Annotated in this window: 25 protein-coding genes and 1 tRNA gene; 12 read left to right on the plus strand and 14 right to left on the minus strand. The window is 70.7% G+C overall.

The features are described 5' to 3' along the window. Positions 1-206: 206 nt before the first annotated feature. Complete coding sequence (locus tag QRY02_RS35475; protein ID WP_285987149.1) at positions 207-1,382, minus strand: CU044_5270 family protein; 1,176 nt, start codon at positions 1,380-1,382, stop codon at positions 207-209. Beyond that, the gene (locus tag QRY02_RS35480; RefSeq protein WP_285994005.1) at positions 1,375-1,983 is read right to left on the minus strand and encodes an RNA polymerase sigma factor; all 609 of its coding nucleotides are present in this window, start codon (positions 1,981-1,983) and stop codon (positions 1,375-1,377) included. The genes QRY02_RS35475 and QRY02_RS35480 overlap by 8 nt, the downstream gene beginning before the upstream one ends. A 330-nt stretch (positions 1,984-2,313) precedes the next feature. Between QRY02_RS35480 and QRY02_RS35485 the strand changes: the two genes are divergently transcribed. Then, the gene (locus QRY02_RS35485; RefSeq protein ID WP_285987150.1) at positions 2,314-2,622 is read left to right on the plus strand and encodes a tyrosine-type recombinase/integrase; all 309 of its coding nucleotides are present in this window, start codon (positions 2,314-2,316) and stop codon (positions 2,620-2,622) included. Between the two features lie 89 nt (positions 2,623-2,711). Here QRY02_RS35485 and QRY02_RS35490 read toward each other — a convergent pair. The 4 genes from QRY02_RS35490 to QRY02_RS35505 form a co-directional block, all read right to left on the minus strand. Further along, positions 2,712-2,799: transfer RNA gene (locus QRY02_RS35490), tRNA-Ser, on the minus strand. Between the two features lie 33 nt (positions 2,800-2,832). Further along, positions 2,833-3,048, minus strand: a complete 216-nt coding sequence (locus QRY02_RS35495) for a CsbD family protein (RefSeq protein WP_285987151.1) — start codon at positions 3,046-3,048, stop codon at positions 2,833-2,835. Between the two features lie 20 nt (positions 3,049-3,068). Next, positions 3,069-3,497, minus strand: a complete 429-nt coding sequence (locus QRY02_RS35500) for a nucleoside deaminase (protein WP_285987152.1) — start codon at positions 3,495-3,497, stop codon at positions 3,069-3,071. Positions 3,498-3,520: 23 nt separating this feature from the next. Further along, positions 3,521-4,003: a tRNA adenosine deaminase-associated protein gene (locus QRY02_RS35505; RefSeq protein ID WP_199191272.1), complete on the minus strand. Its 483-nt coding sequence runs from the start codon at positions 4,001-4,003 to the stop codon at positions 3,521-3,523. 77 nt (positions 4,004-4,080) lie between these two features. On the opposite strand from QRY02_RS35505, the gene QRY02_RS35510 reads away from it, so the two are divergent. Next, positions 4,081-5,310 (plus strand): M20 metallopeptidase family protein, encoded by a 1,230-nt coding sequence (locus QRY02_RS35510; protein ID WP_285987153.1) that lies wholly within the window; start codon positions 4,081-4,083, stop codon positions 5,308-5,310. Here the strand turns inward: QRY02_RS35510 and QRY02_RS35515 are convergent. Next, complete coding sequence (locus tag QRY02_RS35515) at positions 5,307-7,256, minus strand: phosphocholine-specific phospholipase C (protein WP_285987154.1); 1,950 nt, start codon at positions 7,254-7,256, stop codon at positions 5,307-5,309. The genes QRY02_RS35510 and QRY02_RS35515 overlap by 4 nt on opposite strands. 69 nt (positions 7,257-7,325) lie before the next feature. Between QRY02_RS35515 and QRY02_RS35520 the strand changes: the two genes are divergently transcribed. The 4 genes from QRY02_RS35520 (at position 7,326) to thrS (ending at position 10,231) form a co-directional block, all read left to right on the plus strand. After that, on the plus strand, positions 7,326-7,703 hold the full coding sequence (locus QRY02_RS35520; RefSeq protein ID WP_285987155.1) for a VOC family protein: 378 nt from the start codon (positions 7,326-7,328) through the stop codon (positions 7,701-7,703). 25 nt (positions 7,704-7,728) lie between these two features. After that, complete coding sequence (locus QRY02_RS35525) at positions 7,729-8,196, plus strand: heme-degrading domain-containing protein (RefSeq protein ID WP_285987156.1); 468 nt, start codon at positions 7,729-7,731, stop codon at positions 8,194-8,196. Positions 8,197-8,272: 76 nt separating this feature from the next. Beyond that, on the plus strand, positions 8,273-8,896 hold the full coding sequence (locus QRY02_RS35530) for a dihydrofolate reductase family protein (protein WP_285987157.1): 624 nt from the start codon (positions 8,273-8,275) through the stop codon (positions 8,894-8,896). Positions 8,897-9,037: 141 nt separating this feature from the next. Then, the gene (gene thrS / locus QRY02_RS35535) at positions 9,038-10,231 is read left to right on the plus strand and encodes a threonine--tRNA ligase (protein WP_285994006.1); all 1,194 of its coding nucleotides are present in this window, start codon (positions 9,038-9,040) and stop codon (positions 10,229-10,231) included. A 105-nt stretch (positions 10,232-10,336) separates the two neighbouring features. On the opposite strand, the gene QRY02_RS35540 is transcribed toward thrS, so the two are convergent. The 5 genes from QRY02_RS35540 to QRY02_RS35560 form a co-directional block, all read right to left on the minus strand. Beyond that, on the minus strand, positions 10,337-11,170 hold the full coding sequence (locus tag QRY02_RS35540) for a MerR family transcriptional regulator (protein WP_285987158.1): 834 nt from the start codon (positions 11,168-11,170) through the stop codon (positions 10,337-10,339). A gap of 105 nt (positions 11,171-11,275) precedes the next feature. Continuing rightward, a complete protein-coding gene (locus QRY02_RS35545) occupies positions 11,276-12,103 on the minus strand; it encodes an ABC transporter permease (protein WP_013230679.1) in 828 nt (275 codons plus the stop codon). Next, entirely contained in the window at positions 12,100-12,993 is an 894-nt protein-coding gene (locus QRY02_RS35550) for an ABC transporter permease (RefSeq protein ID WP_103338128.1), read from the minus strand. Before QRY02_RS35550 ends, QRY02_RS35545 begins: the two co-directional genes overlap by 4 nt. 43 nt (positions 12,994-13,036) lie before the next feature. Continuing rightward, entirely contained in the window at positions 13,037-14,080 is a 1,044-nt protein-coding gene (locus tag QRY02_RS35555; protein WP_285987159.1) for an ABC transporter ATP-binding protein, read from the minus strand. After that, a complete protein-coding gene (locus QRY02_RS35560; RefSeq protein WP_285987160.1) occupies positions 14,077-15,303 on the minus strand; it encodes an extracellular solute-binding protein in 1,227 nt (408 codons plus the stop codon). Before QRY02_RS35560 ends, QRY02_RS35555 begins: the two co-directional genes overlap by 4 nt. A gap of 62 nt (positions 15,304-15,365) precedes the next feature. Here QRY02_RS35560 and QRY02_RS35565 point away from each other — a divergent pair, with 62 nt between their 5' ends. From QRY02_RS35565 to lysA, 5 genes are all read left to right on the plus strand, one after another. Then, positions 15,366-16,070, plus strand: coding sequence for a GntR family transcriptional regulator (locus QRY02_RS35565; protein ID WP_285994007.1), 705 nt, complete (start codon positions 15,366-15,368; stop codon positions 16,068-16,070). Continuing rightward, positions 16,067-16,972 carry a dihydrodipicolinate synthase family protein gene (locus QRY02_RS35570; protein ID WP_285987161.1) on the plus strand — a complete coding sequence of 302 codons (906 nt, stop codon included), beginning with the start codon at positions 16,067-16,069 and terminating at the stop codon, positions 16,970-16,972. The genes QRY02_RS35565 and QRY02_RS35570 overlap by 4 nt, the downstream gene beginning before the upstream one ends. A 505-nt stretch (positions 16,973-17,477) precedes the next feature. After that, positions 17,478-18,482, plus strand: coding sequence for a fatty acid desaturase family protein (locus QRY02_RS35575; protein ID WP_285987162.1), 1,005 nt, complete (start codon positions 17,478-17,480; stop codon positions 18,480-18,482). Beyond that, positions 18,479-18,661: an RGCVC family protein gene (locus QRY02_RS35580; protein ID WP_285987163.1), complete on the plus strand. Its 183-nt coding sequence runs from the start codon at positions 18,479-18,481 to the stop codon at positions 18,659-18,661. Before QRY02_RS35575 ends, QRY02_RS35580 begins: the two co-directional genes overlap by 4 nt. Positions 18,662-18,866: 205 nt before the next feature. Beyond that, entirely contained in the window at positions 18,867-20,210 is a 1,344-nt protein-coding gene (gene lysA / locus QRY02_RS35585) for a diaminopimelate decarboxylase (RefSeq protein ID WP_285987164.1), read from the plus strand. On the opposite strand, the gene QRY02_RS35590 is transcribed toward lysA, so the two are convergent. Continuing rightward, on the minus strand, positions 20,203-21,735 hold the full coding sequence (locus tag QRY02_RS35590) for an APC family permease (RefSeq protein ID WP_285987165.1): 1,533 nt from the start codon (positions 21,733-21,735) through the stop codon (positions 20,203-20,205). The genes lysA and QRY02_RS35590 overlap by 8 nt on opposite strands. 277 nt (positions 21,736-22,012) lie before the next feature. Here QRY02_RS35590 and QRY02_RS35595 point away from each other — a divergent pair, with 277 nt between their 5' ends. After that, a complete protein-coding gene (locus tag QRY02_RS35595; RefSeq protein WP_285987166.1) occupies positions 22,013-22,489 on the plus strand; it encodes an Lrp/AsnC family transcriptional regulator in 477 nt (158 codons plus the stop codon). Positions 22,490-22,531: 42 nt separating this feature from the next. Here the strand turns inward: QRY02_RS35595 and helR are convergent, their stop codons facing one another. Continuing rightward, a complete protein-coding gene (helR, locus tag QRY02_RS35600; protein WP_285987167.1) occupies positions 22,532-24,739 on the minus strand; it encodes an RNA polymerase recycling motor ATPase HelR in 2,208 nt (735 codons plus the stop codon). Positions 24,740-24,777 lie beyond the last annotated feature (38 nt).

Consider the following 24,777-nt stretch of genomic DNA (forward strand, 5'->3'; position numbering starts at 1 on the left):
CCCCGGTCAGCTGAGCTGACCGGGGTCCGACCGAGAGCCAACAACTCAGTACGCCGACAACTGCGACACCGACGCAACTGCGACAGCTTTGACTGTTTGATCGGAGGTGCGGGCTCGCAGATGCCGGTTCACAACCGAGCGGAAAGTGGGCCCGGCACCCGCCCCGAGCGAGTGCCGAGCCCACTCTGGCCGGCCTCCTGGGCCGGTCAGTTTCCCGCTGGAACGGTCCCCGCCTGGTCGGTGATGGCGGTGCGGACCGAACTGTAGGAGGTCACGGTGTCGGCTTTGATGCCTTCGATCCCCGCGTCGCCTCCTGGCGTGAACTGGGTCGTCCGTTCCCCGATGAACTCGCCGGTGTCGCAATCGACGATTGTCTCGTAGAGATAGGTACCGTCCGGGGGTGTGACACCCAGGGCGACGCCCTTGCGGCCGTCGAGGTTCGCCACCTGCGCGGTGATCTTCAGCCCGGGGATCTTGGCCACCGCGCGGTACACCGCTTCCTTGAGATCGGCGGGTACGACACCGGTCTTCAGCAGAGTGGCCGCGACTGCCAGCACACCTCCGCCGCGGGGCTTGTTCGCCAGATAGGGATCTTTGAGCATGAGGTCGTAGAGCTGTTGCGGGTCGCGGGGCAAGTCGGCCAACTGCTGTTTGGTGGGTGCGCTCCATTTGCCGGCGCCCCGGCCGGCGAAGATCAACGCTTTCTCGGGGAACTGGCCACCCCGCGCGCGCCACTCACCGGACTGACGGATTTCGTTTTTGTTCTGGCCCTCGGTGGTGGGGGTTTGCTCGTTGCCCACCAGCCACTGCTTGTTCCCCGTCTGACTGATCTTGAGCAGCCATTCACTGTCGAAGTCGCTCGGCTGCCAGGTCTGCCTCAGTTCTTCGGCGAGGAAAGCGAACTGGTGCTCTTTGCTGGCGACCATGTACCAGCCGCGGGTCTCGGTGTACCGGAATTTCCCTGCGGGAATGGGCGCCTCGCCCGTGACATGGATCATGTCGGCCGCTTTGTCCAGGGCCTGCTGCACCGACGCGAATTTCACCGCCGGCACCGACGACGTCGACTGGGCCGAGGGGGCACCGTGGTCTCCGCCGGTGCTCGCCACGGTGGCGCCGACGGCAACGACCACTACCGCGGCGGCCGCCGCGCTGAGCCACCAGCGCCGTCCGGCGGGGAGCCCTGGCTTTCGTGTCGGCTCGGTCACTGGGTCGGTGTCGGCCACCAGGGTGTCCCTGCCTTCGAGTGAGCGCACTGCGTTCAACAGTGTGTTTCGTGCCTCGGCCAGGGGCTGCCGGTTGGCGAGTTCGCCGGGGCGCATCAAGATCAGCCCTTCGTCCAGCTCTTCGTCGGTCCACAAGCGGTGGACGTTGTCCTCAGTCATCGGCCTGTACTCCTTCCTCATCGCGCGCGGGGCTGGATGCCGCGGACGCCTTCAGCAAGCGCCGGATCCGGTGCAAGCGGGAGCGCACGGTGCCGGCGGGAACACCGAGCGCCTCGCCGATCTCGGTCGGCGCCAGTTCCGCCCAACTGGTCAGCAGCAGCACGTCCAGATCGTTCGGCGAGAGTTCCGCCAACGCCCCGGCCAGGTGCTGCACGCGGGTCTGCGCGTCGATCCGTTCGGCCACCCGATCGGCATGCCCGTGCACAACCCGCCTGCTGTGCTCGTGCGCGGCCAGGCGCAACTGCCTGCGTTGGGCAGCGACCTCGTTGCGGACCTCCGTGCGCAGTAGGTTCGTCGCGATACCGAACAGCCAGGACCGGGCGCTTCCTCGCTCAGCGTCGTAGCGGTCGCGCTGCTGCAATGCGATCAGGAACGTCTCGCTGAGCAGGTCACCGGCAATGTCGGCACCGATCCTCCCGACCAGATAGCGGTGCAGGACCGCGGCGTGCTCGTCGAACAGACGCCGGAAAGACTCCTCGAGATCACCGCGGCGCAGGTCAGGCCGATCATCACCGCTTGCCGGAGTTGATTGCCGCGTCATAGTCACAGCAAGTATTGGGTTTGCGCGGCGGAAGCGTTCACGCGGGCGGCGCTGTCGGTGCTGGACGAGCACTTCGACCAGCACACGTGATCATGGTGTCCGGCAACCGGGCACAGGCCGAAGCGCTCCTTCCCGAGGTGGCGGCGGTGCTCGCGCCGATGGGTCTACGACTGTCGGCCGAGAAGACGATGATCACCCACATCGACGGTGCTGATACAAACACTTCGCGCGCCACATTGGCGCCCAACGTTGAACTGAAGAATCATCGCAAGCACCCTATATTTGTCGACTTCTTGCCATACGACTTTCAGTATCAGGTCTGGCGCAAGATTGGCGAAGGCGCACCGCGTCCAGCAGGCGGAGGAGCGCGAGGCGGCGGCGGACCTCTGGGAGGAAGGGGAGTGGGTGTTCGCTACGCCGATCGGCCGGCCGACGCACCCGACGCCGGACAACCGCGCGTGGAAAGCCCTGCTGCGCCTGGCAGGCGTGCGCAACGCCCGGCTCCACGACGCGCGGCACACGGCCGCAACGGTGCTGCTTGAGCTCAAGGTGCCGCTGCCCGCGGTGATGGGCGCCCACATGTGGGCCAATCCGGACGAGGAGGACGACGGCCCGGAGGGCGCTCTCGTACCTGCCTGAGCGGGGGCCAACTGAGACCCGAACTGAGACCCTCAGCGAAAACGCCGGACCCCCCGCGAAGGGAGGTCCGGCGTTTCCGCTGTTGCGAGCGGTGGCGGTGGGATTTGAACCCACGGACGGGGATTAGCCGTCACACGATTTCGAGTCGTGCTCCTTCGGCCGCTCGGACACGCCACCGCGAAGAACAATACCCGAGGCCCGAGGGCCTGCTCACCTGGGGTCGACCGGCCGCTCACCGCGCAGCCTGACCTGCGCCTCCCGTGCTACGCGGCGGGCTCGGCGGCCGACGTCCGACGCCCTTGAACGCAGCTGGGCCGTGCGCCGCTGGGCCCGGCCCGACGCCTTCAGACGGCGGTTGCCGGTCACTTCGCCGGCCTTCTCGCGAGCGCTGCCCACTGCCTGCTGGATCCGGTGCTTCATCGTCATACCGGAGGAGTACCCAAATCTCAGCGGCGCATCGTGAAGTACGTCTCCAGGAGCCCGGCGCACTCGTCCACCAGGACGCCGCCGTGCACTTCAGGCCGGTGATTGAGACGCCGGTCACGCACGACGTCCCACAACGACCCCACCGCGCCCGTCTTGGGCTCCCACGCCCCGAACACCAGCCGGGCGATACGGGCCAGCACCAGCGCGCCCGCGCACATCGTGCACGGCTCCAGCGTCACCGCCAGGGTGCAGCCCTCCAGGCGCCAGCCGTCGCCGACCACGGCCGCCGCCGCGCGCAGCGCCAGGATCTCCGCGTGCGCCGTGGGGTCGCCCAGCTCGATGCGCGCGTTGCGGGCCGCGGCCAGCGGGAGGCCGTCGGGGCCGAACACGACCGCCCCGATCGGCACGTCCGCGCCGGGGGCTCGCGCCGCTTCCAGCGCGGCCTCCACGGCCTCGGTGTCGGACGGGCGTCTCAGAGCTCGTCCAGGAGCTTGGCGAACTCGCTGCCGAACCCGCAACGCTGCGCGACCATCTGCAGCTGCTCGTCCGGGTAGAGGTCGACCTCGCCGACGATGACCTCCAGCTCCGGCCCGGGCAGCCCGAGATCGGTCAGGATCTCCAGGTCGCCCTCGGGCCAGACGGAGTCGTCCTCCTCGTCCGGCGGATCGACGCGCAGGACGTCGAGGACGTCCGCCGCGATGTCGTAGTCCAGCGCCGCCGCCGCGTCCGAGAGGAGCAACGACGGCCCCCGCGGGCTCGGCCGGACGATCACGAAGAACTCGTCGTCGACCGCCAGCAGCCCGAAGCTCGCGCCGGTGGAACGTAGTTTGCCCAGTTCAGTGATCGCTGCGTCCAGCTCGGTCAACGCCCCAGGGTCGAGCGCACTGCACCGCCACCGACCGTCTTCCCGGACCACAGCCACCGCGAAGCCCGTGACCGGCTCTTCCACCGCCATGCGCACACCGTATTCCGCCGGTCGATCCGGCGCACGCACGGTGCGCCCGAAGCGCCGCATGCGGCACTATCGGGACCATGACCGGCCCCACTGACCTGCCCACCTTGCCCGGCACGCCGTTCGCCGGGCTCCTCGACGACGCGCGGGCGCTGCAGGACCGCACGATCGCCCTCCGCCGGGCCGTGCACCGCCACCCGGAACAGGGCCTCCACCTGCCGCGCACCCAGGCGGCGATCCGAGAGGCCCTCGACGGCCTGCCGCTCGAGATCACCGAAGGCAAGGCCACGACGTCGCTGACGGCCGTCCTGCGCGGCGCGCGGCCCGGTCCGGCGGTGCTGCTGCGCGGCGACATGGACGCGCTGCCGCTCACCGAGGAGACCGGCCTCGACTTCGCGTCGGAGGACCCGGAGTCGATGCACGCGTGCGGGCACGACACGCACGTCGCGATGCTGGCGTCGGCGGCGCGGCTGCTCGTGGAGCGCCGGGACCAGCTGGCCGGGTCGGTCGTGTTCATGTTCCAGCCGGGTGAGGAGGGTCACCACGGCGCCCGGTTCATGATCCACGAGGGCGTGCTCGACGCGGCCGGCACGCGGGTCGAGCGCGCGTTCGGCGTGCACATCCTCGCCAACGCGCCCAGCGGGCTCCTGCAGCTGCGGCCCGGCCCGCTGATGGCGTCGGCGGACTCGTTCCACGTGCGCGTCACGGGCAAGGGCGGCCACGGCTCCGCGCCGCAGCACACGATCGACCCGGTGCCGGCCGCCGCGGCCATGGTCGGGGCGCTGCACACGATGATCACGCGCCGGATCAGCGTGTTCGACCCCGCGGTGCTCTCGGTGACCCGGATCCAGGCCGGCACGACGACGAACATCATCCCCGAGACCGCCGAGCTCGAAGGCACGATCCGCACGCTGTCCGAGCAGACGCGCGCGCTCGTCCGCGCCGAGCTGCCCAAGGTGTGCGAGCAGGTCGGCGCGGCCTACGGCTGCCGCGTGGTCGCCGACGTCGAACCGGGCTACCCGGTGACGGTGAACGACGACCGGATCGCCGCCGAGGTGCTGGAGCTCGGCGCGGCCGTGCTGGGTCCGGGCAACGTCGAGCTGCTCGCCGACCCGCTGATGGGCGCCGAGGACTTTTCCTACGTCCTGCAACGCGTCCCCGGCGCGTACGCGTTCCTCGGCGCGTGCCCGCCCGGCGTCGACCCCGCGGAAGCGGCGGCGAACCACTCCAACCGCGTGCTCTTCGACGAGGACGCGATGCCCCACGGCGTCGCGATGCTCGCCGCCTTCGCGCTCGACGCCCTCCGCTAAGGCCCGGTCCGCGACGGGCGGCCGTCCTCCAGGTGACCGGCGAACCGGCGGCGCCACCCCGGCGTCTCGAACGTGACGTCGTACCAGCCGTTGCTCGCCGGCACCGGGAAGTCGTGCGCGCCGCCCGGCGGAAGGGTGACGTCGTTCAGCGTGACCGGTGCCGGTCCGCTGTTGGTCACCGTGACCCGCAGTGCGGGCGTGGCGGCGAACGTGACCGCCGCCTCGAGGCCCAGGCCACCCGAAGCCTCGACGACGAAGCCGTTCGGGCCGTGGATGGCGACGTCGTACGTCCCGCCGTGCGCGATTTCGCCCGCCATCGCGGCGCCGGGCCCGACGTCGAAGCGTTGCGACGTCCCGCCCGCGTGGTAGGCGTACGCGGCCAGCTGCAGGGTCTGCGTCCCGTGGTTGGCCAGGTGCAGCCGAAGGACGCCGGCCTCGGCCGTGACCCACGCGACCGGCTGGTAGGGCAGCGGGCGCGCCTTCGCGGTGCCGGGGTCCTGCACCAGCGCGCCCGGCCCCAGCCCGGGCTTCGGCAGCCGGGCCTGCGTCCGGTCGGCTTCGGCGCGCAAAGCGTTCGCGTCGGGCAGCAGCGGGATGGTCGTGTCGGGCGCGCGGAAGTCGAAACAGCTGGTCAGGTCGCCGCAGATGGCCCGGCGCCAGGCCGAGATGTTCGGCTCGCGCACCCCGGTCCACGTCTCCAGGAAGCGCAGCACCGACGTGTGGTCGAAGACCTGCGAGTTCACCCAGCCGCCGCGGCTCCACGGCGAAACGACGGTCATCGGCACGCGCGGGCCCAGCCCGATCGGGACGGGCGGCCCGGACGGCTCGCCCTTCTCCGGCCGGTTGCCCGGCAGGTACTCGCCCGGGGTGCCGGGCGGCGGCGTCGGCGGGACGACGTGGTCGAAGAAGCCGTCGTTTTCGTCGTAGTTGACGAAGACGACGGTCGATTCCCACAGCTCCGGCTTGTCCCACAGCGCTTTCAGCATGCGCTGGAGGTACGCGGCGCCGTCGACCGGCCGGGCCGCCGGGTGCTCGCAGTAGCCGTACGGGGCGACGACCCACGAGACCGCCGGCAGCGTGCCGGCCGCGCAGTCGGCGATGAACTCGGCAAGCACGTGGTCGAGGTCCTTGCCCTTCCCCGAGTCGGGCACGAGCTGCTTGCGCAGGTTCCCGCGCTCGGCCAGCCGGCGTTTCGCCGGGTCCATCGAGTACAGCGCGTCGTGGAAGTTCTGGAACAGCCAAAGCGGGTTGTCGCCGTAGTCGCCGACGAAGTGCTCGGGGACGCCGCGTTCCTCGTCGTTCGCGTAGATCCGCCAGGAGATCCCCGCGGCCTCGAGCCGTTCGGGGTAGGTCGTCCAGCGGAAGGACGGTTCGTAGTCCGGCGCGTTGTGCGTCGCGGGGCCGCCGGCGAGGCCGTCCGGGTCGATCGTGCCGGTCCAGTGGTACAGCCGGTTCGGGTGCGTCGGGCCCTGGATCGAGCAGAAGTAGTTGTCGCAGAGGGTGAACGCGCTCGCCAGCGCGTGCTGGAACGGGATGTCTTCGCGCGTGAAGTACCCCATCGTCATGGGGCTCTTCGCCGCTGTCCAGCGGTCGTACGCGCCGCCGTTCCACGCGCGGTGCGTGCTGTTCCAGTCGTGCGGAAGCTCGCCGAGGTCCTGGCCGTCCACAACGGACGTGTCGATGTGGAACGGCAGCACCGGGCCGCCTCGGTCGCCGCGCTGGCGGAAGACGTCGCGCAGGGCCGCGCGATCGCCGAAGCCGCGTACCCCGGCCATGGTGCCGTAGTAGTGGTCGAACGACCGGTTCTCCTGCATCAGCACGACGACGTGGCGGACGTCGTCGATCTTGCCCGTCCGCGGCACGGGGGCGCAGGCCACCGGCAGCGTGCCGGCGACGGTGGCCGCGGCCGCACCGCCGAGCACCGTGCGACGCCGGATCCGCCCCATGCCCACCTCCTCGTCCTCCGGCCGCGGCTCGGCCGGAGGGGTACGTTCGCCACCCAGAGAGGTGGAGCCATGCTCAACTCAGCGGATCTGGTCGCCTTCGCACCGTCGACCGACCTCGAGCGCTCGCGCGCCTTCTACACGGATGTCGCCGGGCTCGAGTTCATCGAGCAGACCCCCTTCGCGTGTGTGTTCCGCAGCGGCGCGACCATGCTGCGCGTCACCGCCGTCGCCGAGTTCACGCCACAGCCGTTCACGGTGCTCGGCTGGGCGGTCGCCGACATCCGGGCGGCGGTGGCCGAGCTGCGGGGCCGTGGCGTGGAGTTCCTCACCTTCGACACGCTGCCACAGGACACCGACAAAATCTGGACCACGCCGGGCGGCCGGATCGCCTGGTTCCGCGATCCGGACGGCAACGTGCTGTCCCTGACCGAGTTCACTGGTAATTAAACAACACTGTTGATTTAATATCTCCATGACCGAAGCCGACCGCCTCGCCCAGCTCGCCGAGCAGGAGGAACGCCTCCAGTTCACGAAGTTCGACAACGAGACCGCCCTCGCCCTCGGCCAGCAGCTGCTGACGGCCGCCCGGGACCGCGGGCTGCCGGTGACGATCTCGATCCGGCGCAACGGCCAGCGGCTCTTCCACGCCGCGCTGCCCGGGACGTCGGCCGACAACGACGCCTGGATCGACCGCAAGAGCCGCGTCGTCGACCGCTACGGGCACAGCTCCTTCTTCATCGGGGCGCAGTTCCGCGCGAAGGGCGGCTCGTTCGAGGAGCACTCCCGCCTCGACCTCGACCTCTATGCGGCCCACGGCGGCGTGTTCCCCGTGCTGGTGCGCGGGGTCGGGCCGGTCGGCACGGTCGGCGTGTCCGGGCTCCCACAGGCCGACGACCACGCGTTCGTCGTCGAGCAGCTGGAGCTGTTCCTGACCCCCTGAACTTCTTCCGGCCGGGTTGTCGAATCGGCGCGCCCCCGTTCGACGGGTCTGCGCAGCCCGACCCGAAGGAGAAACCATGGGCACCCTCACCGTGACGACGTTCCTGACCCTCGACGGCGTCTACCAGGCGCCCGGGGGCGAGGACGAGGACACTTCCGGCGGCTTCGACCTCGGCGGCTGGGTGACGCCGTACTACGAGGAGGACATGGGCCGGTTCGTCGCGGAGTGGTTCTCCCGCGCGGACGCCTTCCTGCTCGGACGGCGGACGTACGACATCTTCGCCGCGCACTGGCCGAAGGTCACCGACCCCGGCGACCCGGTCGCGTCCCGGCTCAACACCCTGCCGAAGTACGTGGTGTCGCGGACGCTGACGGACCCGTCCTGGTCCGGCACGTCCGTCGTGGACGGCGACGTCGTCGAGTTCGTCCGTGACCTCAAGTCGCGGCCGGGCGGCGAGATCCAGGTGCACGGGAGCGGCGCCCTGCTGCAGACGTTGATCGCGCACGACCTGGTGGACGAGTACCGGCTGTGGCTGTACCCGGTCGTGCTGGGCAAGGGCCGCCGGCTCTTCCCGGACGGCGTCGTTCCGAAGGCGTTCGAGCACGTCGAGACCCGGCACACCGCCACCGGCGTGAACGTGCTCGTGCTGCGGCCCGCCGGGAAACCGCAGTTCGACACCTTCCGGCTTCCGGAGGAGTAAACGGCTTGCCGGCCGTTGCTACCGTCGATCCCATGAAGCGCGCTGCACGGACGACGACGCCGGAGAGTGTCCCGGCGCGCTGAACGACGTTTCCAGCCCGGGGCGGATGTCCCGGGCTTCGTCTTGTGGTCTTCCGCCTCGCTGTCCACGAGGGAGTCCACGATGCCCGACCACCGCAAGCTCGGCCGCGAACTCGGCCTGTTCGGCACCGATCCGCTGATCGGCGCCGGCCTGCCCTACTGGCTGCCCGACGGCGCGATCGTCCGCCACAGCCTGGAGGAGTACGTCCACGCCCTCGAACGGCGCGCGGGCTACCAGCACGTCCATTCACCGGTGCTGGGCAAACGCGAGCTGTACGAGATCTCCGGGCACTGGTCGCTCTACCGCGACGAGATGTACCCGCCGATGGACGTCGGCGGCGAGCAGCTCGTGCTGCGGCCGAGCCTGTGCCCGCACCACGCGCTGATCTACCGCTCGCGCGGCCGCAGCTACCGCGAGCTGCCGCTGCGGATGGCCGAAATCGGCGGGATGTACCGCAGTGAACTGTCCGGCGCGCTCGGCGGCCTGAGCCGGGTGCGCGCGATCCAGCTCAACGACGCGCACGTCTTCTGCACCCTCGACCAGGTCGAAGCCGAGGCCGCCGCCGCGCTGGCCCTGATCCGGCGGGCTTACGACGCCCTCGGCATCAGCCCGGCGCGCTACCGCCTTTCCCTGCCCGGCCCCGGCGGGAAGTACGTGCCCGGGAACTGGGACGACGCCGTGGAAATCCTGCGCTCGGTCCTCGACGGCCTCCCGTACGACGCGGTCGAGGGCGAAGCGGCGTTCTACGGGCCGAAGATCGACGTCCAGATCGCCGACGGCGCCGGTCGTGAATCGACCCTGTCCACCGTCCAGGTCGACTTCCACCAGCCCGCGCGGTTCGGCCTCGAGTACGTCGGCGCGGACGGGGTGAAGCACCGGCCGGTCATGGTGCACCGGAGCATCATCGGCAGCGTCGAGCGCGCGGTGGCCCAGCTGATCGAGGTCCACGGCGGCGCGTTCCCGGCCTGGCTGGCGCCCGTGCAGCTCCGGCTGCTGCCGGTGTCCGCCGCCGAACTGCCGTACGCGCGGGAGGTCCTGGACCGGTGCGGCGACGTGCGGGCGGAGATCGCGGCGGAAGGCAGCCTCGGCGCGCGGATCCGGGACGGGCGGCTGGTGCCGTACCAGGCCGTGATCGGCCCGCGGGAGGCCGCCGCGGGGCAGCTTTCCGTGCGGTTGCGTGACGGGAGCCGGTCCGGCGCGGCGCCCGCGGAGGAGGTGCTGGCGCGGATCGGCGCGGAGGTCAAGAGGCCGTAGCGGCGATCAGCCCCCGCGGAGGAGGTACCGGCGCGACTCGCGGCGGAGGCCGGGAAGCCGTTGCGCGACGGACGTCGCAGCCGCCGCGGAGCTGCCGGAGCGGGGTCAGGAAGCCACCGCCGCGGTCAGCCAGTCCAGCGTCGGCGTCAGACTCTCCGGCGCGGCCCAGCCGTTGATCACCGCGAGCAGCTCCAAGTACCGCTCGCGGCGGGGATCGTGGACGACACCGAGCCACTTCCGCAGCTCGGTGCGGTGGCGGCCGAGGCCGTCGACGATCGCCGCCGCCTGCGGGGAGCCCGGGTCGACTCCGGCCGCCAGCGCCGGCGTGACGGCGGCGCGCACCTCGGCGGCCAAGTCGCGGCGCAGGCCGCCCTCGTGCTGGTCCGCGAGCCGGCGGATGGCGGCGCGGAAGTCCGCGTCCCGGGCCAGCCCGGCAAGTTCGATCCAGGCGTCGAGTTGGCCGGGACTCGGGTTGCCGGGGAGTTCCGGAGTCAGCGTCCGGGCGATCCCGGCGAGTTCGGGACGGTCGCCCAGCGCTTCGGCGAGGAAGTCGCTGACGCACTCCATTTCGGACAGTCGAGCCAGTTCGTGCACGATTCTCGTCTCCTCGGTGGTCGAGCCGCGAGCGGCGACGGCCGTCCACACCGCCTGCCGCAGGCGCAGCACGCGGATCTCCGCTTCCAGGGCCTTCGCGTGCCTCGCCGCTACGTCGGCGACGGTCGTTTCGCCATCGACGATCCGGCGGATCACGGCGAGGCCGAGCCCGAGGTCGCGGAGGGTGCGGACGAGGTCGAGCCGGGCGAGCGCGGCGTCGTCGTACCGGCGGTGACCTGCGGTGTTGCGGCCGGCCGGCGGCACGAGGCCGTGGTCGGAGTAGTAGCGGACGGCCTTGATCGTCAGCCCGGTCCGGCGGGCCAGGTCGCCGATCGAATAACGCATGCCCGTCAGCCTGGCACCTCCCCTCGGGGGAGGCGCAACAGCGGGATTCGCCCGATCGTGTCGATCAGGTGTTCGACTTTTGGCGGTAGAGTCGGGCGCACGACATCAGGTTTCCTCGCGGATCCGGGTCACCAGCTGGGTCGGGTTCACGAACCGCAACGCGACGAGGAGGAGCACGAGCATGGAAGCGGTGTAGATGGTCGCCATGGCGTCGACGGACTGGTTGGCGCGGATGCCCGCGGCGAACACGGAGTTGTAGAGCGCCACCACGAGGGTCGTCGAGTCCGGGCCGGCGGTGAGGAACGTCAGCTCGAACATGCCGACCGTGCGCACCAGCACCAGGATCGACGCGGCCAGGATGCCCGGAAGCAGCAGCGGGCCGAGGATGCGGGTGAACACCGAGACGGTCCGTGCGCCGGACATGCGGGCCGCGGCCTCGATCTTCGGGTCGATCTGCTCGATGAACGGCGTCATCGTCAGCACGACGAACGGCACCGAGGGCACCAGGTTGGCCAGGATGACGCCGGTGATCGTGCCGGCCAGGTGGAACTTGTAGAGCACGGTGGCCAGCGGGATGCCGTAGGTGATGGGAGGGATCAGGATCGGCAGCACGAACAGCAGCATCACCAGGCGCTTGCCGGGGAACGAGCGGCGGGCCAGCGCGTAGGCGGCCGGGACGCCGACCGCCACCGACACGGCGATCACCACGAGCGCGACGATCGCCGTGGTGAGGAGGACGTCCGACAGGCCGAACTCGCGCCAGGCGTCGGCGTACCAGTGGGTGGTGAAGCCGTCCGGGAGCCAGGTGCCGAACCACTGCGTGCCGAACGAGTCGACGACCACCGAGAGCACCACGCCCGCGAGGTTGACGAAGAAGAACACGACGACGGCCCAGACGACCCAACGTCCGGGACGCGCGACCCAACCGGTCATCCCTTGCCTCCGGTCGCTCCGCGGTACAGCGTGCCGCGCCACGCCATGACCAGGCCGATCACGATCAGCATGACCACCGCCATGAGCATCGCGACGGCCGAGCCCATCGAGTAGTCGTACTCCTCGAACGCGGCGTGGTAGGCGGCGATCGAGATGACCCGGGTCTCGTTCGCGGGGTCGCCGACGAGCTGGGCCGAGGGGAACACCGAGAAGGCCATGACGAACGAAAGGCAGAAGGTGATCGCCAGGCCGGGAGCGAGCAGGGGCAGCGTGATCCGCCGGAAGCGCTGGACGCCGTTCGCGCCGAGCGTCGCGGCCGCCTTCTCCAGGGAGGGGTCGATGCCCGAGAGGTAGGACAGCGTCAGCAGGAAGGAGAACGGGAAGCCGGTGATCACCAGCGACAGCAGCACGCCGGTGTAGTTGTGGATCAGCGGGAGCGGCTGGTCGGTGACGCCGAGGACGGTGAGCACCTTGTTCAGCCAGCCCGCCGGCCCGCCGTACATGATCAGGCCCTGCGCGGTGAGCACCGTGCCGAGCGTGATCGGCACGACCAGGATCGTCGTCAGGAGCCGTTTGCCGCGGACGCGGCCGCGCATCACGTAGGCGATCGGGATGCTGGCGAGGACGTTGATGAAGGTCGCCGGGAGGGCGATGCCGAGCGTCGTCCAGATGGTGTCGCGCAGGTACGGGTCACCGAAGAACCGCGCGTAGTTGGCGAAGACGCCGCCCTTGCGCGGCGCGAACGACAGTTGGAGGCCGTAGAGGAAGGGGTACAGGAACAGGCAGGCCGTCACCAGCAGGCCGGGCACCAGGAGCAGCAGGGTGCGGTCGATGCCGCGTTCGGCCAGGCGGTGCCGCAGCGCGGGCCGGGCGGTCGCCACGGCGGTCACGGCGCGACCTCCGCGGGGCGAGCGACACCGATCGTCGCCGCGGTCACGGCGCGAACACCAGGACCCGCTCGGCGGGAACACCGATCTTGACGGTGTCCCCGGGCGCGAGGCGCTTGTCCGTCCGGAAGTAGACCGGCACCCCGGTCTCCAGCCGGGCCGAGACCGACAGCTCGCGGCCGTGGTACTCGACGATCTCGACCGTCACGTCGAGGGCGTTCTCCGTGCCGTCGCCGACGACGAAGTCCTCCGGGCGGATCGCCACCTTCGCGGGGCCCTCGGTGAGCGTGCCGCGGCCGGCCAGGCGGACTCCCGCGCCTTCCACGGTGACCGAAGAGCCCGCGGTTCCGGTGACCGTCACGTCCAAAAGGTTGCGGTAGCCCATGAAAGACGCGACGTAGCTGTTCACCGGCTGGGCGTACACCTCCTCCGGCGTGCCGATCTGCTGGACCGCACCCTCGCGCAGGACCACCAGGCGATCGGCCAGCGACAGGGCCTCCTCCTGGTCGTGGGTGACGTACACCGTGGTCAGGCCGAGCGTCTGGTGGAGGCGGCGGATCTCCATCCGCATCTCGAGCCGGAGCTTGGCGTCCAAATTGGACAGCGGCTCGTCCATCAGGACCACGGGCGGCTCCAGCACCACGGCGCGGGCGATGGCGACGCGCTGCTGCTGCCCGCCGGACAGCTGCGCGGGGAACTTCGCCGCGTGCTCGGTCAGCTGGACCAGGCGAAGCGCTTCGTCGACGCGCCGGCGGGCTTCGGCGCGGCCGACCTTGCGCATCTTGAGGCCGAAGCCGACGTTGGCGCGGACGGACATGTGCGGGAACAGCGCGTAGTTCTGGAACACCATCCCGAACCCGCGCTGTTCCGGGGGCTGCCCGTCGATGCGGGTGTCGTCGAGCCAGATGCTGCCCTCGGTCAGGGGCAGCAGGCCGGCCAGGCAGTTCAGCGCCGTCGACTTGCCGCAGCCGGACGGGCCGAGCAGGGCCACGAACTCGCCACGCGTGATGGCGAGGTCGAGGCCACGCAGGGCGTTCGCGGTGCCGAAGCTGCGCGAGACGCCGTCCAGCCGCAGCTGCCCGAACGTCACTTCTTGCCGACCTTCGAGCCGCCGACCAGCTGGTTCCACTTGTCGAACGCCTTGACCTGCTGCTCGGCGGGCAGCGAGGTCTCCTTGGGGTACTGGGCGATCCACTGCTCGTACTCCGGGCGCCCGAACTGCCGAAGCGTGTCCTGGCTCTTCTGCGGCGCCATCTGCAGGGTGACGTCCTTGACCGCGGGGCCGGGGTAGAAGTACCCGTCGTCGTAGGCGATCGCCTGCTGGTCGGGCTTGAGCATCCACGCGATCAGCTGCAGGATCGCCGACTCCTGATCAGGCGAAAGACCCTTGGGGATCAGGGCGTACTGAGCGTCGGTGACCCAGTGCATCGGCTGCATGATCGCCGTCTTGACCGTGTTGGGCACCGTGCCGAGCTTGCGCGGGTTGATGTCCCAGCCGGTGGTCGACGTGATCATGTCCACCGCACCGGACGCGAGGTTCTTCATCGTCTCCGTGGTGCCCGAGGGGTAGTACTTCACGTACTTGCCGAGCTCCTGCAGGAACGCCCAGGTCTTGTCCCAGCCCTTGTCCGGGTCCTTCGGGTCCTTGTCGCCGAGCAGGTACGGCAGGCCCATCAGGAACGTCCGGCCCGGGCCGGAGTTCGACGGCTGGGCGTACTGGAACTTCTCCGGGTGCGCCTTCGCCCAGTCGAGCAGCTCCTGCGGGGACGCCGGGGCGGCGGGCACCGCGCCGGGGTTGAACTCCAGGAGCGGGCCCGAGGGGTAGTAGACGACCTCGACGCCGTAGCCGTTGGCCAGCTCCTGCATCTTCGCCGCGGGCTCGAGGTAGTTCTGCATCAGGTTGGGGAACCGGCTCGAGAAGTCCGGCAGGACCTTCGCCAGGGTGCCGTTCGCGATGCCGGCGGAGAGGCCGTCGGTACCGCTGAGCACCAGGTGGGTCTGGGCGACGCCGCCGTCCTGCTCGGCCTTCAGCTTGCCCGCCATGCTCGGCGCGGGTGCCGTCGAATAGGTGACCTTCGCCAGCACTTCCGGGTGCGCGGCCTTGAAGTTCTCGATCATCTGCTTGGTGAGCTGCAGGTTGCCCGCGACGTCGAGGATGTTCAGCTCGACCGGCTTGCCCGGCTTGTCGGGGACGGCCTGGGGATCAGCCGCCTGGCCGCCGTCGCCGCCGGGCGCGCCGCAGGCCGCCAGACCGACGGCGAGACCGATCGCCAGCAGCACTCGTCGGAATCGGAAGCCGGTGCAACGCTGCATGGCTGCTCCCTAGGTCCGTGATAATGTTGTATGTCGCATCGTATATCAGATCGGACATGCCAGTGGCGAGCACTTCTTCGGCCCGGAGGCCGCCGCCGCCCGTTTCACGGACGGATTTCGTCCGCGACGCGATCAAAGAAGCGATCTTGAGCGGGGAGTTCGGGCCGGGCGAAACGCTTGTCGAAGCCGAGGTCGGCGCCCTGCTCGGGGTGTCGAAGACACCGGTGCGCGAGGCCCTGCGGATCCTGGCCGGTTCCGGTTTGGTCACGATGAGCACGTACAAGGGGGCCGCGGTCCGGGTCATGGACGCCGAGAGCGCGTACGCGGTCTACGACCTGCGGGCACTGCTCGAGCCCGAAGCCGTCCGGCGGGCCGTCGAGCGGGGTGCGGACTTCGGCGAAGCGCGGCAGGTGCTGGCCGGGGTCGAGACCGGCGCGGCCGCCGGCGACCGCGCGAAGGCCAGCCTGGCGAACCGGCTGTTCCACCGCGCGCTCTACGCCGGGTGCGGGAACCCGTTGCTGGTCGAGGTCCTCGACGGGCTGCGGGACCAGGCCGCGCTGATCACCGTCACCGGCTGGGGCATCAGCCCGACCTGGCAGGGCGAAGCGGCCGAACACCGGGCGATCCTGAACGCCGCCGAGAGCGGCAACGCCCGGCAGACCGAACACCTGCTGCGCCAGCACATCACCGATTTCATCGACCGGGTCGGCTTCGGGCTGCCCGGCGAACGCACCACCGAGACCGGCGATCCGAAGGGGGCCCGATGACGTTCGAGGAGCAGAGGCGGCGGCTTTGCGGGGTGGTGGCCATCCCGGTCACGCCGTTCGACGCCGAGGGCGCCGTCGACGGCCAGACGTACGCGAAGCTGGTGGACCGGCTGATCACCGGCGGCATCGAGGTCGTGACGCCGAACGGCAACACCGGCGAGTTCTACGCCCTCGACGCGGGCGAAGCGCGGCACTGCCTCGAGGTCACCGTCGAAGCCGCGGCGGGCCGGGCGAGCGTGCTCGCCGGGATCGGCCACGACGTCGCGTCGGCGACGCGGGCCGCGGTCCACGCGCGGGACACCGGCGCCGACATGATCATGATCCACCAGCCGGTGCACCCGTACATCTCCGGCGACGGCTGGGTCGACTACCACGCGACGATCGCCGCCGCGGTGCCGGAACTCGGCGTCGTGCTCTACGTCCGCAACCCGGCGATCGCCGGTGAGCAGCTGCGCGCGCTCGGGGAGGTGGCGCCGAACGTCATCGGCGTGAAGTACGCGGTGCCGGACCCGGTGCGGTTCGGCACGGTCGCCCGGGACGCGGGTTTCGAGCGGTTCGTGTGGATCGCGGGGCTGGCGGAGCTCTCGGCACCCGGCTACTTCGCCGTCGGCGCCACCGGCTTCACGTCCGGGCTGGTGAACGTCGACCCGGCGATCTCGCTGGAGATGTTCCACGCACTGTCCACAGGGGACTATCCGGCGGCGATGACCGTCTGGGAGCGGATCCGGCCGTTCGAGGAACTCCGCGCCGCCAACGGCAACGCCAACAACGTCAGCGTGGTCAAGGACGCGCTGGGCCGGCTGGGCCTGTGCCGCCCCGATGTCCGGCCGCCGAGCCGGCTGCTGACCGAACCCGAACGGGAGCAGCTCACCGGACTGCTTTCCTCGTGGGGGCTTTTGTAACTGGCGGCTCGTCGGCGGGACGGGGGCGGTGGTACCGAACCCCGGCTCGTCGACGAGCCACCCGATGACAGGGTGTCTTCCGGGCACGAAACCTCGTTGCCGCAACCTGATTGGGCGCCCCGGGCGTCGCTGTGCGCAACTGCGGGCGGCTGCTCGCCGGTCGAACGACCGGCACGGCTGCAAGACGAACGGGTCAAGAACCCGGCTTCAGCTCCTGTCCCCGGCCGATCAGACCGGCCGGAAGGTCTCGGGGTGTGCGGTAGGTCACCGTCATCCCGATGTGGCCGACTCTACACCTTCTCGATGGCCAGCGGGGAATTGCCAACGAGAGCGCCGGATGGGAGGCTGTGGGGAGGACGCGGTACCACCGCGACCAGGCCCCAGTGCCCTTTCCCGAACCGGACCCAGACCCCGTCAGGGCTGGAAACCGTTGCTGGACAAGCCTTTAGGACTTACCCAGAGCGGTGCGTTGATGACTTCCACGCAAATTTCCGATACTCCCGCGATGCCCGGCAGTGATTTCGCCGAGTTGTCGCGGCTCATCAAAGAGGCGGGCCTGCTGCGGCGGCGACGCCGCCACTACGCCGTGCGGATGGGGCTCAACCTCGCCGCGTTCGGCGGCGGCTGGGTCGCCTTCGTCTACCTCGGTGACTCCTGGTGGCAGCTGTTCCTCGCCGCGTTCTTCGCGATGGTCTTCGCGCAGCTGGCGTTCATCGGCCACGACGCCGGGCACAAGCAAATCTTCCAAAGCCGCAAGGCGAACGACGCCACCGGCTTGGTCCACGGCGGACTCACCGGGTTGAGCTACGGCTGGTGGATCGGCACGCACGCGCGCCACCACGCCAATCCCAACCACGAGGACGAAGACCCGGACGTCGACATCGCCGCGCTCGCGTTCAGCAAGGCGCAGAGTTCGCAGAAGCGCGGTTTCCTGCGCTGGGTGGCGAAGTACCAGGCGTTCCTGTTCTTCCCGCTCCTCCTGCTCGAAGGCCTCAACCTGCACGTCTCGAGCGTGAAGGCGGTGTGGCACGGAGACGTCCGCAAGCACAAGCTCGAATCCGCGCTGCTGATCGCCCACCTCGTGGCCTACCTCGCCGCGGTGTTCATCGTGCTGTCGCCGCTGACCGGGATCATCTTCGTGCTGGTGCACCAGTTCCTGTGGGGGCTGTACATGGGCTGCTCGTTCGCCCCGAACCACAAGGGCATGGAGATGCTGACGGCCGGGCACAAGCTCGACTTCCTGCGCAAGCAGGTGCTGACCTCGCGCAACGTCCGCGGCGGCCCGGTGACCGACTTCGCCCTCGGCGGGCTGAACTACCAGATCGAGCACCACCTGTTCCCGAGCATGGCCCGGCCGAACCTCAAGCACGCGCAGGTGATCGTCCGGGACTTCTGCGCCCGGCACAACATCTCCTACGCCGAGTGTGGCTGGGCCCGCTCGTACGGATATGTGCTGCAGCACCTCCACGCGGTGGGCGAGCCCCTGCGGACGGCGAAGGTGACACCGTGACGGCACCGGTGCCCGACGCGCCGGACGTCCCCCGCAACGGCACGCAGTGCCCGAACTGCCCGCACCCGGTCGGCACGCACGACGCGATCGCACGCCGCTACTGCGCCGCGACGGCGGCCGGCCGGGAAGCCGACCGCGGCTGCGTGTGCGGCTCGGCGGCGGACCACCGGGCGCACTGACCGGACCCGGCCGACGCGCCGGGCCACCGGCCGCCCGCGGACGCTCTGCGCAGGTCAACCGGGGTGTGGCCGATGTTACTCCCGCGTTAACAAGACGTCAGCGAGCGCCCGGAAGCCGTCAGGACGGCATTCACGGGTGATCTCCGGAGCCGCTCGCGGAGGTGTCCTGGCGACATCCGAACCGCCGTGATGCCCGGAGGCACCCGTGACACTCAGCGAGCTTCTTCCCAGCCTCGGCTGCGAAGCCGCCGATCACCTCGAGCCAGGAGTCTGGCCGCGAAGCACCCGAATCGGCGAGGACGGCGAACTGCTCTTCGCCGGCGCGCCCGTCAGCCACCTCGCCGCCCGCTTCGGGACGCCGTCCTACCTCATCGACGAACAGCAGGTCCGCGAGACCGCACGCGAGTACCGCGAAACGCTGCCGGACGTCGAAGTCGCGTACGCCAGCAAGGCGCTCTGCACGCGGGCCGTACTGCGTTGGGTCGCCGAAGAGGGCTTGTCGCTCGACACCTGCTCCGCCGGCGAGATCGCCGTCGCGCGTTCGGTCGGCTTCCCCGCGGAGCGCATGCTGCTGCACGGCAACGCGAAGACGCCTGAGGACCTGAAGGCCGCGCTCGGCTACGGCGTCCGGCGGATCGTCGTCGACTCGCTCGACGAGATCGAGCAGCTCGGCGCGCTCGCCCACGGCGCTCAGCAGGTGATGATCCGGGTGACGCCGGGCGTCGCGGCCGGGGCGCACGCCGCCATCAGCACCGGCACCGAAGGCCAGAAGTTCGGCTTCTCGCTCCTTGACGGGGTTCCGGACAACGTCGACGCCGCCGTCGAAGCCGTGCGAAGGCAACCCGGGTTGCGGCTTCAGGGCCTGCACTGCCACATCGGGTCGCAGGTCTCGCGCGTCGACCGGTACGAAGCGGCCGCGCGCCGGATGGCCGAGGTGCTCGTCCGGATCCGCGACACCCACGGCGTCACGCTGCGGGAGCTCGATCTCGGCGGCGGGCACGCGGTGCCGTACTTCGGCGGCGAGCCCGCGTTCGACCTCGGCGGCTACTCGCGGCGCCTGCGCGTGGCGCTCGCCTACGAGTGCACGGCACACCGCTTTCCCCTGCCCCGCCTGACGATCGAGCCCGGTCGCGCGATCGTCGGGCCCGCCGGGATCACGGTCTACCGCGTGTGCGCGGTCAAGCGCGGCAGCCGCACGTTCGTCGCGGTCGACGGCGGCATGAGCGACAACGCACGGCCGTCCCTCTACGGCGCGCGGTACACGACACGCCTGGTGGGGCGCCGTTCGACGGCGAAGCGCATCCCGATGACCGTGGTCGGCAGGCACTGCGAAGCCGGTGACGTCCTCGCCGACGGCATCAGCCTGCCCGCCGACCTGCACGCGGGCGACCTCCTGGCCGTGCCGTGCACCGGCGCGTACCACCACTCGCTGGCGTCGAACTACAACCAGGTCGGCCGCCCGCCGCTGGTGGGCGTGCGCAACGGAGTCGCGACGCTGCTGGTGCGCCGCGAAACCGAAGAAGACCTCAGCCGCCGCGACCTCAGCTGACGATGCTGTCGCCGCCGCGCGGCACGACCCCGCGCGGCAGGCGCCGGCCGGCGAAGAACTCCCGGCAGGCCCGGTGGACGGCGAACATCAGCGGCACCCCGAGCACGATCGACACCACGCCGATCACCGCGACGCCGCCGATGCCGAACACCGTCGTCTCGCCCGCGTCCGGCCGCGCGTACTCGACCAGCGCGAACACCAGCACGGCCAGGAAGAACACGCCGCCGGTGAACGGCAGCAGCCCGCGGAGCACGAAGTTGCGCACGCTCGCGAAGAGCGTCCGGCGGAACACCCACACACACGCCAGCGCCGTCATCGTGTACTCGATGGCGATGGTCAGCCCGACCGCGTCCACCGAGTCGGCCAGCACGTTGTCGCTGACCAGCGCGAGGAGCACGTACACGGCCAGCGAGACCAGCCCGAACGCCCAGGTCGCCACCGTGGGTGTCCGGAACCGCGGGTGCACGCGCCCGAAGACGGGCGGGAGGGCACCGTGGCTGGCCATCGACAGCGTCGTGCGTGCCGCCGGCATGATCGTCGCCTGGCTGGTGGCCGCGCCACTGGTCAGCACGGAAACGATCAGCAGCACGCCGAGGATCTTGCCGCCTCCGCCGTCGCCGAACACCGCGCCGCCCAGGCCGGCCAGGACGTCGTCGGAATTGGCCGCGTTCCCCAGGCCGATCCCGTCGGTGCCGATCCCGGCGAAGGCGAGCGCGGCGACCGTCACGAGCAGGTAGTTCAGCACGAGCAACACCGTCGAAAGCACCGCGGCCCGCCCCGGCGCGCGGCGCGGGTCGGCCGACTCCTCGTTGACCGACAGCGAGCTTTCCCAGCCCCAGTAGATGAACACGGCCAGCAGCACCGCCGAAACCGCGGTGCCGGCCGAGACCCCGCCCGGCCACAGCCAGTCCAGCCGCGGCACCGACGCCTGCGGTCCGGCCGTGCCGTCGAAGACGCGGACCAGCGCGACGGCCGAGAAGAGCACCAGGACGGCGAGCTCCACGCCGAGCAGGATCCACTGCGCCCGCGCGGACACCTCGATGCCGCGGTGGCAGAGCCAGCACAGCGCCAGCAGCCAGGCGGCCCCGATCGCCGTCGTCACCCACCGGTTGCCCGCCGCTCCGGACGCGCCGAACAGCAGCAGCGTGTACCGGCCGGTGAGCGCGGACTGGCTGCTCATCACCAGCAGCTGCGCGACCGTGACGACCCAGCCGGTGAACCACCCGGCGTGCGGGCCGAACGCGCGCGCCGCCCAGGTGAAGTTGGTGCCGCAGTCGGGTTCCGCGGTGTTCAGTTCGCGGAAGGCGAAGGCGACGAACAGCACCGGGACGAACGAGAGCAGCACGAACGCGGCCGCCTTGAACCCGGTGCCCGCCAGCACGATCAGCCCGAGCGTGGCCGCGATGGAGTACGCCGGTGCGGTCGACGACATCCCGATGACCATCGACGACACCATGCCCAGCGCGCCGGCGCGCAGTCCCTTCGCGGGAACTGCGGGGGCGCCGAGCGCCACGGCCTCCGACATGCGTTGGTCCTCCTGGGTTGCCGAGACGGGGGTTGCCGGTACGACCGAGCGGCCAGACGCTACCCGGCGTGGGCGGGTGCGCGGGTCCGGCTGTGCGCGGGCGCACAAAACCGCCTCGGAAAGCCTTGTCGATTTCGGCTTCGACCACCGATTCCTCGGCTGAGCGCGGCGTGCACGTCGAATCGCGCGAAGCTGCCCCGGAGGGCTCGCTTTCTCCGCAGGTCTCGATACGCTGCGCACTTGACAAATCACATGCCGAAACACAGGGAGGGACGGCATGGGTGACGAATCACGTGCGCGCGCGCTGGACAATACGGACAGATCACTGATCGACCTGCTTCAGAAGGACGGCCGGGCCTCGTTCACCGCGCTCGCCAAGGCGGTCGGGCTTTCGGAGGGAGCGGTCCGCCAGCGCGTGCAGCGGCTGCTGCGCGACGACCTGATGCAGATCGTCGCGGTGACCGACCCCGCCAATGTGGACCTGACGCGCCAGGCCATGGTCGGCATCAACGTCGACGGCGTCGATCCCCGGGAAGTCGCGGACAAGCTGGCCGAGCTGACGAACGTGCACTACGTCGTGCTGTGCGCCGGGCGCTACGACCTGCTGGCCGAACTGGTCTGCCGGGACGACGACCACCTGCTCGACGTGCTCGGCGAAGAGATCCGGAAGATCCCGGGCGTGTCCGGGACCGAACTGTTCGTGTACCTGAAGCTGGCCAAGCAGAACTACTCCTGGGGCCGGCTCACGGCGTAGCGGCCGGGGATGACGGGCGTCGCCGCCCGCCACCCCCGTTCCCTACAGGAATCGCCGGTGCCCGGACCTCGCGGGCACCCCGGCCTCGACGAGGCCGGTCAGCGCCGCCGGGAGCGGATCCCGGTGCAGCACCCCGAGGCGCTGCGTGGCGCGCGTGAGCGCGACGTAGAGCTCCGCCGCGCCACGCGGGCCCGCGGCCAGGATCCGCTCCGGCTCGACGACGAGCACGGCATCGAACTCCAGTCCCTTGGCCGCCGAGGCCGGGATCGTTCCCGGCACCCCCGGCGGCCCGAGCACGACGCTGGTGCCTTCGCGGCCGGCTTCGTCGCGGACGAAGTCGTCGATGGCTTCGGACAGCTCCTCGGCCGCCACTCGTCTGGACCACGGCCGGACCCCGCACGCGCGCACCGATTCCGGCGGCCGCACGTCCGGCGCGAACCGCGCCAGCAGGGCGGCCGCGACGGTCATGATCTCCGCCGGGGTCCGGTAGTTCACGGTCAGCTCGCGGTACAGCCAGCGGTCGCCGACGTACGGCGTGAGCACCGGGCCCCACGCCGTCGTCCCCGCCGCCGAGCGGCGCTGCGCGAGGTCGCCGACGATCGTGAACGACCGGCTGGGGCACCGCCGCATCAGCACTCGCCAGTCCATTTCGGACAGTTCCTGGGCCTCGTCGACGACGACGTGCCCGTACGTCCAGTCGCGGTCCGCGGCCGCCCGCTCGGCCAGGTCGCGGGGATCGCGCTCGGTGAACCGCCCGGCCAGGTCTCCGGCGTCGAGCAGGTCCTCGGCGACCAGCTGGACGTCCTCGTCCAGCTCCTCGCGGTCCAGCTTCATCAGCTCCATGACGCCGGAGGCGTACTCGGCCTCGGCTTCCGCCCGCCGGCGCGCGGCGGCACGTTCGGCGGTGTCGTCCCGGCCGAGCAGGTCGGTCAGCTCGTCCAGCAACGGCACGTCGGACACGGTCCAGGCCGCGCCGTCCGCGCGGAACAACGCCGGGTCCGCCCCGGCGGCCTCGAGCCGGCGCGGAGACTCGTACAGCGGCGCCAGCAGCGTCTCCGGCGTGAGGTACGGCCACAGCTCGTCGAGGGCGGTCTCGAAAGTTTCGTGTTCCGCCAGCTCCTCGAGGACCTCGGCGCGGAGGTCCGCCCACAACCCGCGGTCCGCCCGTGTCAGCCAGCCTTCGCCGATCTTCGCCACGCCGCGCTCGGCGACGAGCGCCACGACGCGCTCCCGGAAGACCGCGCGGGCTGCGTTGTGCGGCAGCCCGGTCTCGCGCGCCTCGAGCCGAGCCTGGGCCACGAGTTCGGCGTCGAGTGCCACGGTGACGTCGCCGAGGTCGATCGGCACCGGCTCAGCGGGGACCTGCTGGCGGTCGGCGACCGCGGCGGCCAGCACGTCGAGGATCTCGAGCGATCCCTTGAGCCGCGCCACCTCCGGCCGGTCCTCGGCCGTGACGCGCAGCCCGGGCACCAGGTCGCCAGTGGTCAGGAAGACGACGTCCGTCTCGCCGAGCGACGGCAGCACGCGGCCGATGTGGTCGAGGAACAGCGGGCTCGGCCCGACCACGAGCACGCCGCTGCGCGACATCCGCTCACGCCGGGTGTAGAGCAGGTACGCCACCCGGTGCAGGGCGACGGCCGTCTTTCCGGTACCCGGGCCGCCTTCGACCACCAGCACCCCCGCGTGGCCGAGGCGGATGATCTCGTCCTGCTCGGCCTGGATCGTCGCGACGATGTCCCGCATGCCCTCGCCGCGGGGCGCGTTGACGGCCGCGAGCAGCGCCGCGTCCCCGCGTTCGGTGTCGCCCGGCAGGCCCAGCAGCACTTCGTCGGTGAAATCGAGGACCCGGCGGCCCATCGTGTGGAACTGACGGCGGCGGCGCAGGTTTTCCGGCCGCGCCGCCGTGGCCACGTAGAACGGCCGCGCGGCCGGCGCCCGCCAATCCAGCAGGAACGGTTCGTAGTCGTTTTCCGCGTCGAACAACCCGACCCGGCCGACATAGCTGGTTTCGCCCGAACGGGCGTCCAACCGGCCGAAGCACAGACCGTTGTCGGCGACGTCCAGCCGGGCCGCCTCCCGCGACCGGCACCGGACGTCGGTCTCCCGTTCCCCCGGCGTCACCTCGGTTTGCCCGAGTGCACCGTGGTACCGGGCCTGCGCCGCCGCGCGTTCGCGGTCGAGCCGCTCGTACAGTGCGGCGACGTAGGCCCGTTCTTCCCGCAATTCCTCGTCGTACCCCTGGTTTGACAAGTTCCCCTCACAGCGGTTAGACTCTTATCAGGTTCGGC

Origin of the sequence: Amycolatopsis sp. DG1A-15b (assembly GCF_030285645.1) — a bacterium.
Classification (GTDB): domain Bacteria; phylum Actinomycetota; class Actinomycetes; order Mycobacteriales; family Pseudonocardiaceae; genus Amycolatopsis.

Excerpts from the sequence above, each read along its gene's own strand:
- QRY02_RS35475 (WP_285987149.1), bottom strand. The coding sequence starts at position 1,382 with ATGACTGAGGACAACGTCCACCGCTTGTGGACCGACGAAGAGCTGGAC.
- QRY02_RS35480 (WP_285994005.1), bottom strand. The coding sequence starts at position 1,983 with ATGACGCGGCAATCAACTCCGGCAAGCGGTGATGATCGGCCTGACCTG.
- QRY02_RS35495 (WP_285987151.1), bottom strand. The coding sequence starts at position 3,048 with ATGACGATGAAGCACCGGATCCAGCAGGCAGTGGGCAGCGCTCGCGAG.
- QRY02_RS35505 (WP_199191272.1), bottom strand. The coding sequence starts at position 4,003 with ATGGCGGTGGAAGAGCCGGTCACGGGCTTCGCGGTGGCTGTGGTCCGG.
- QRY02_RS35510 (WP_285987153.1), top strand. The coding sequence starts at position 4,081 with ATGACCGGCCCCACTGACCTGCCCACCTTGCCCGGCACGCCGTTCGCC.
- QRY02_RS35515 (WP_285987154.1), bottom strand. The coding sequence starts at position 7,256 with ATGGGGCGGATCCGGCGTCGCACGGTGCTCGGCGGTGCGGCCGCGGCC.
- QRY02_RS35520 (WP_285987155.1), top strand. The coding sequence starts at position 7,326 with ATGCTCAACTCAGCGGATCTGGTCGCCTTCGCACCGTCGACCGACCTC.
- QRY02_RS35525 (WP_285987156.1), top strand. The coding sequence starts at position 7,729 with ATGACCGAAGCCGACCGCCTCGCCCAGCTCGCCGAGCAGGAGGAACGC.
- QRY02_RS35530 (WP_285987157.1), top strand. The coding sequence starts at position 8,273 with ATGGGCACCCTCACCGTGACGACGTTCCTGACCCTCGACGGCGTCTAC.
- QRY02_RS35540 (WP_285987158.1), bottom strand. The coding sequence starts at position 11,170 with ATGCGTTATTCGATCGGCGACCTGGCCCGCCGGACCGGGCTGACGATC.
- QRY02_RS35545 (WP_013230679.1), bottom strand. The coding sequence starts at position 12,103 with ATGACCGGTTGGGTCGCGCGTCCCGGACGTTGGGTCGTCTGGGCCGTC.
- QRY02_RS35560 (WP_285987160.1), bottom strand. The coding sequence starts at position 15,303 with ATGCAGCGTTGCACCGGCTTCCGATTCCGACGAGTGCTGCTGGCGATC.
- QRY02_RS35570 (WP_285987161.1), top strand. The coding sequence starts at position 16,067 with ATGACGTTCGAGGAGCAGAGGCGGCGGCTTTGCGGGGTGGTGGCCATC.
- QRY02_RS35575 (WP_285987162.1), top strand. The coding sequence starts at position 17,478 with ATGCCCGGCAGTGATTTCGCCGAGTTGTCGCGGCTCATCAAAGAGGCG.
- QRY02_RS35590 (WP_285987165.1), bottom strand. The coding sequence starts at position 21,735 with ATGTCGGAGGCCGTGGCGCTCGGCGCCCCCGCAGTTCCCGCGAAGGGA.
- QRY02_RS35595 (WP_285987166.1), top strand. The coding sequence starts at position 22,013 with ATGGGTGACGAATCACGTGCGCGCGCGCTGGACAATACGGACAGATCA.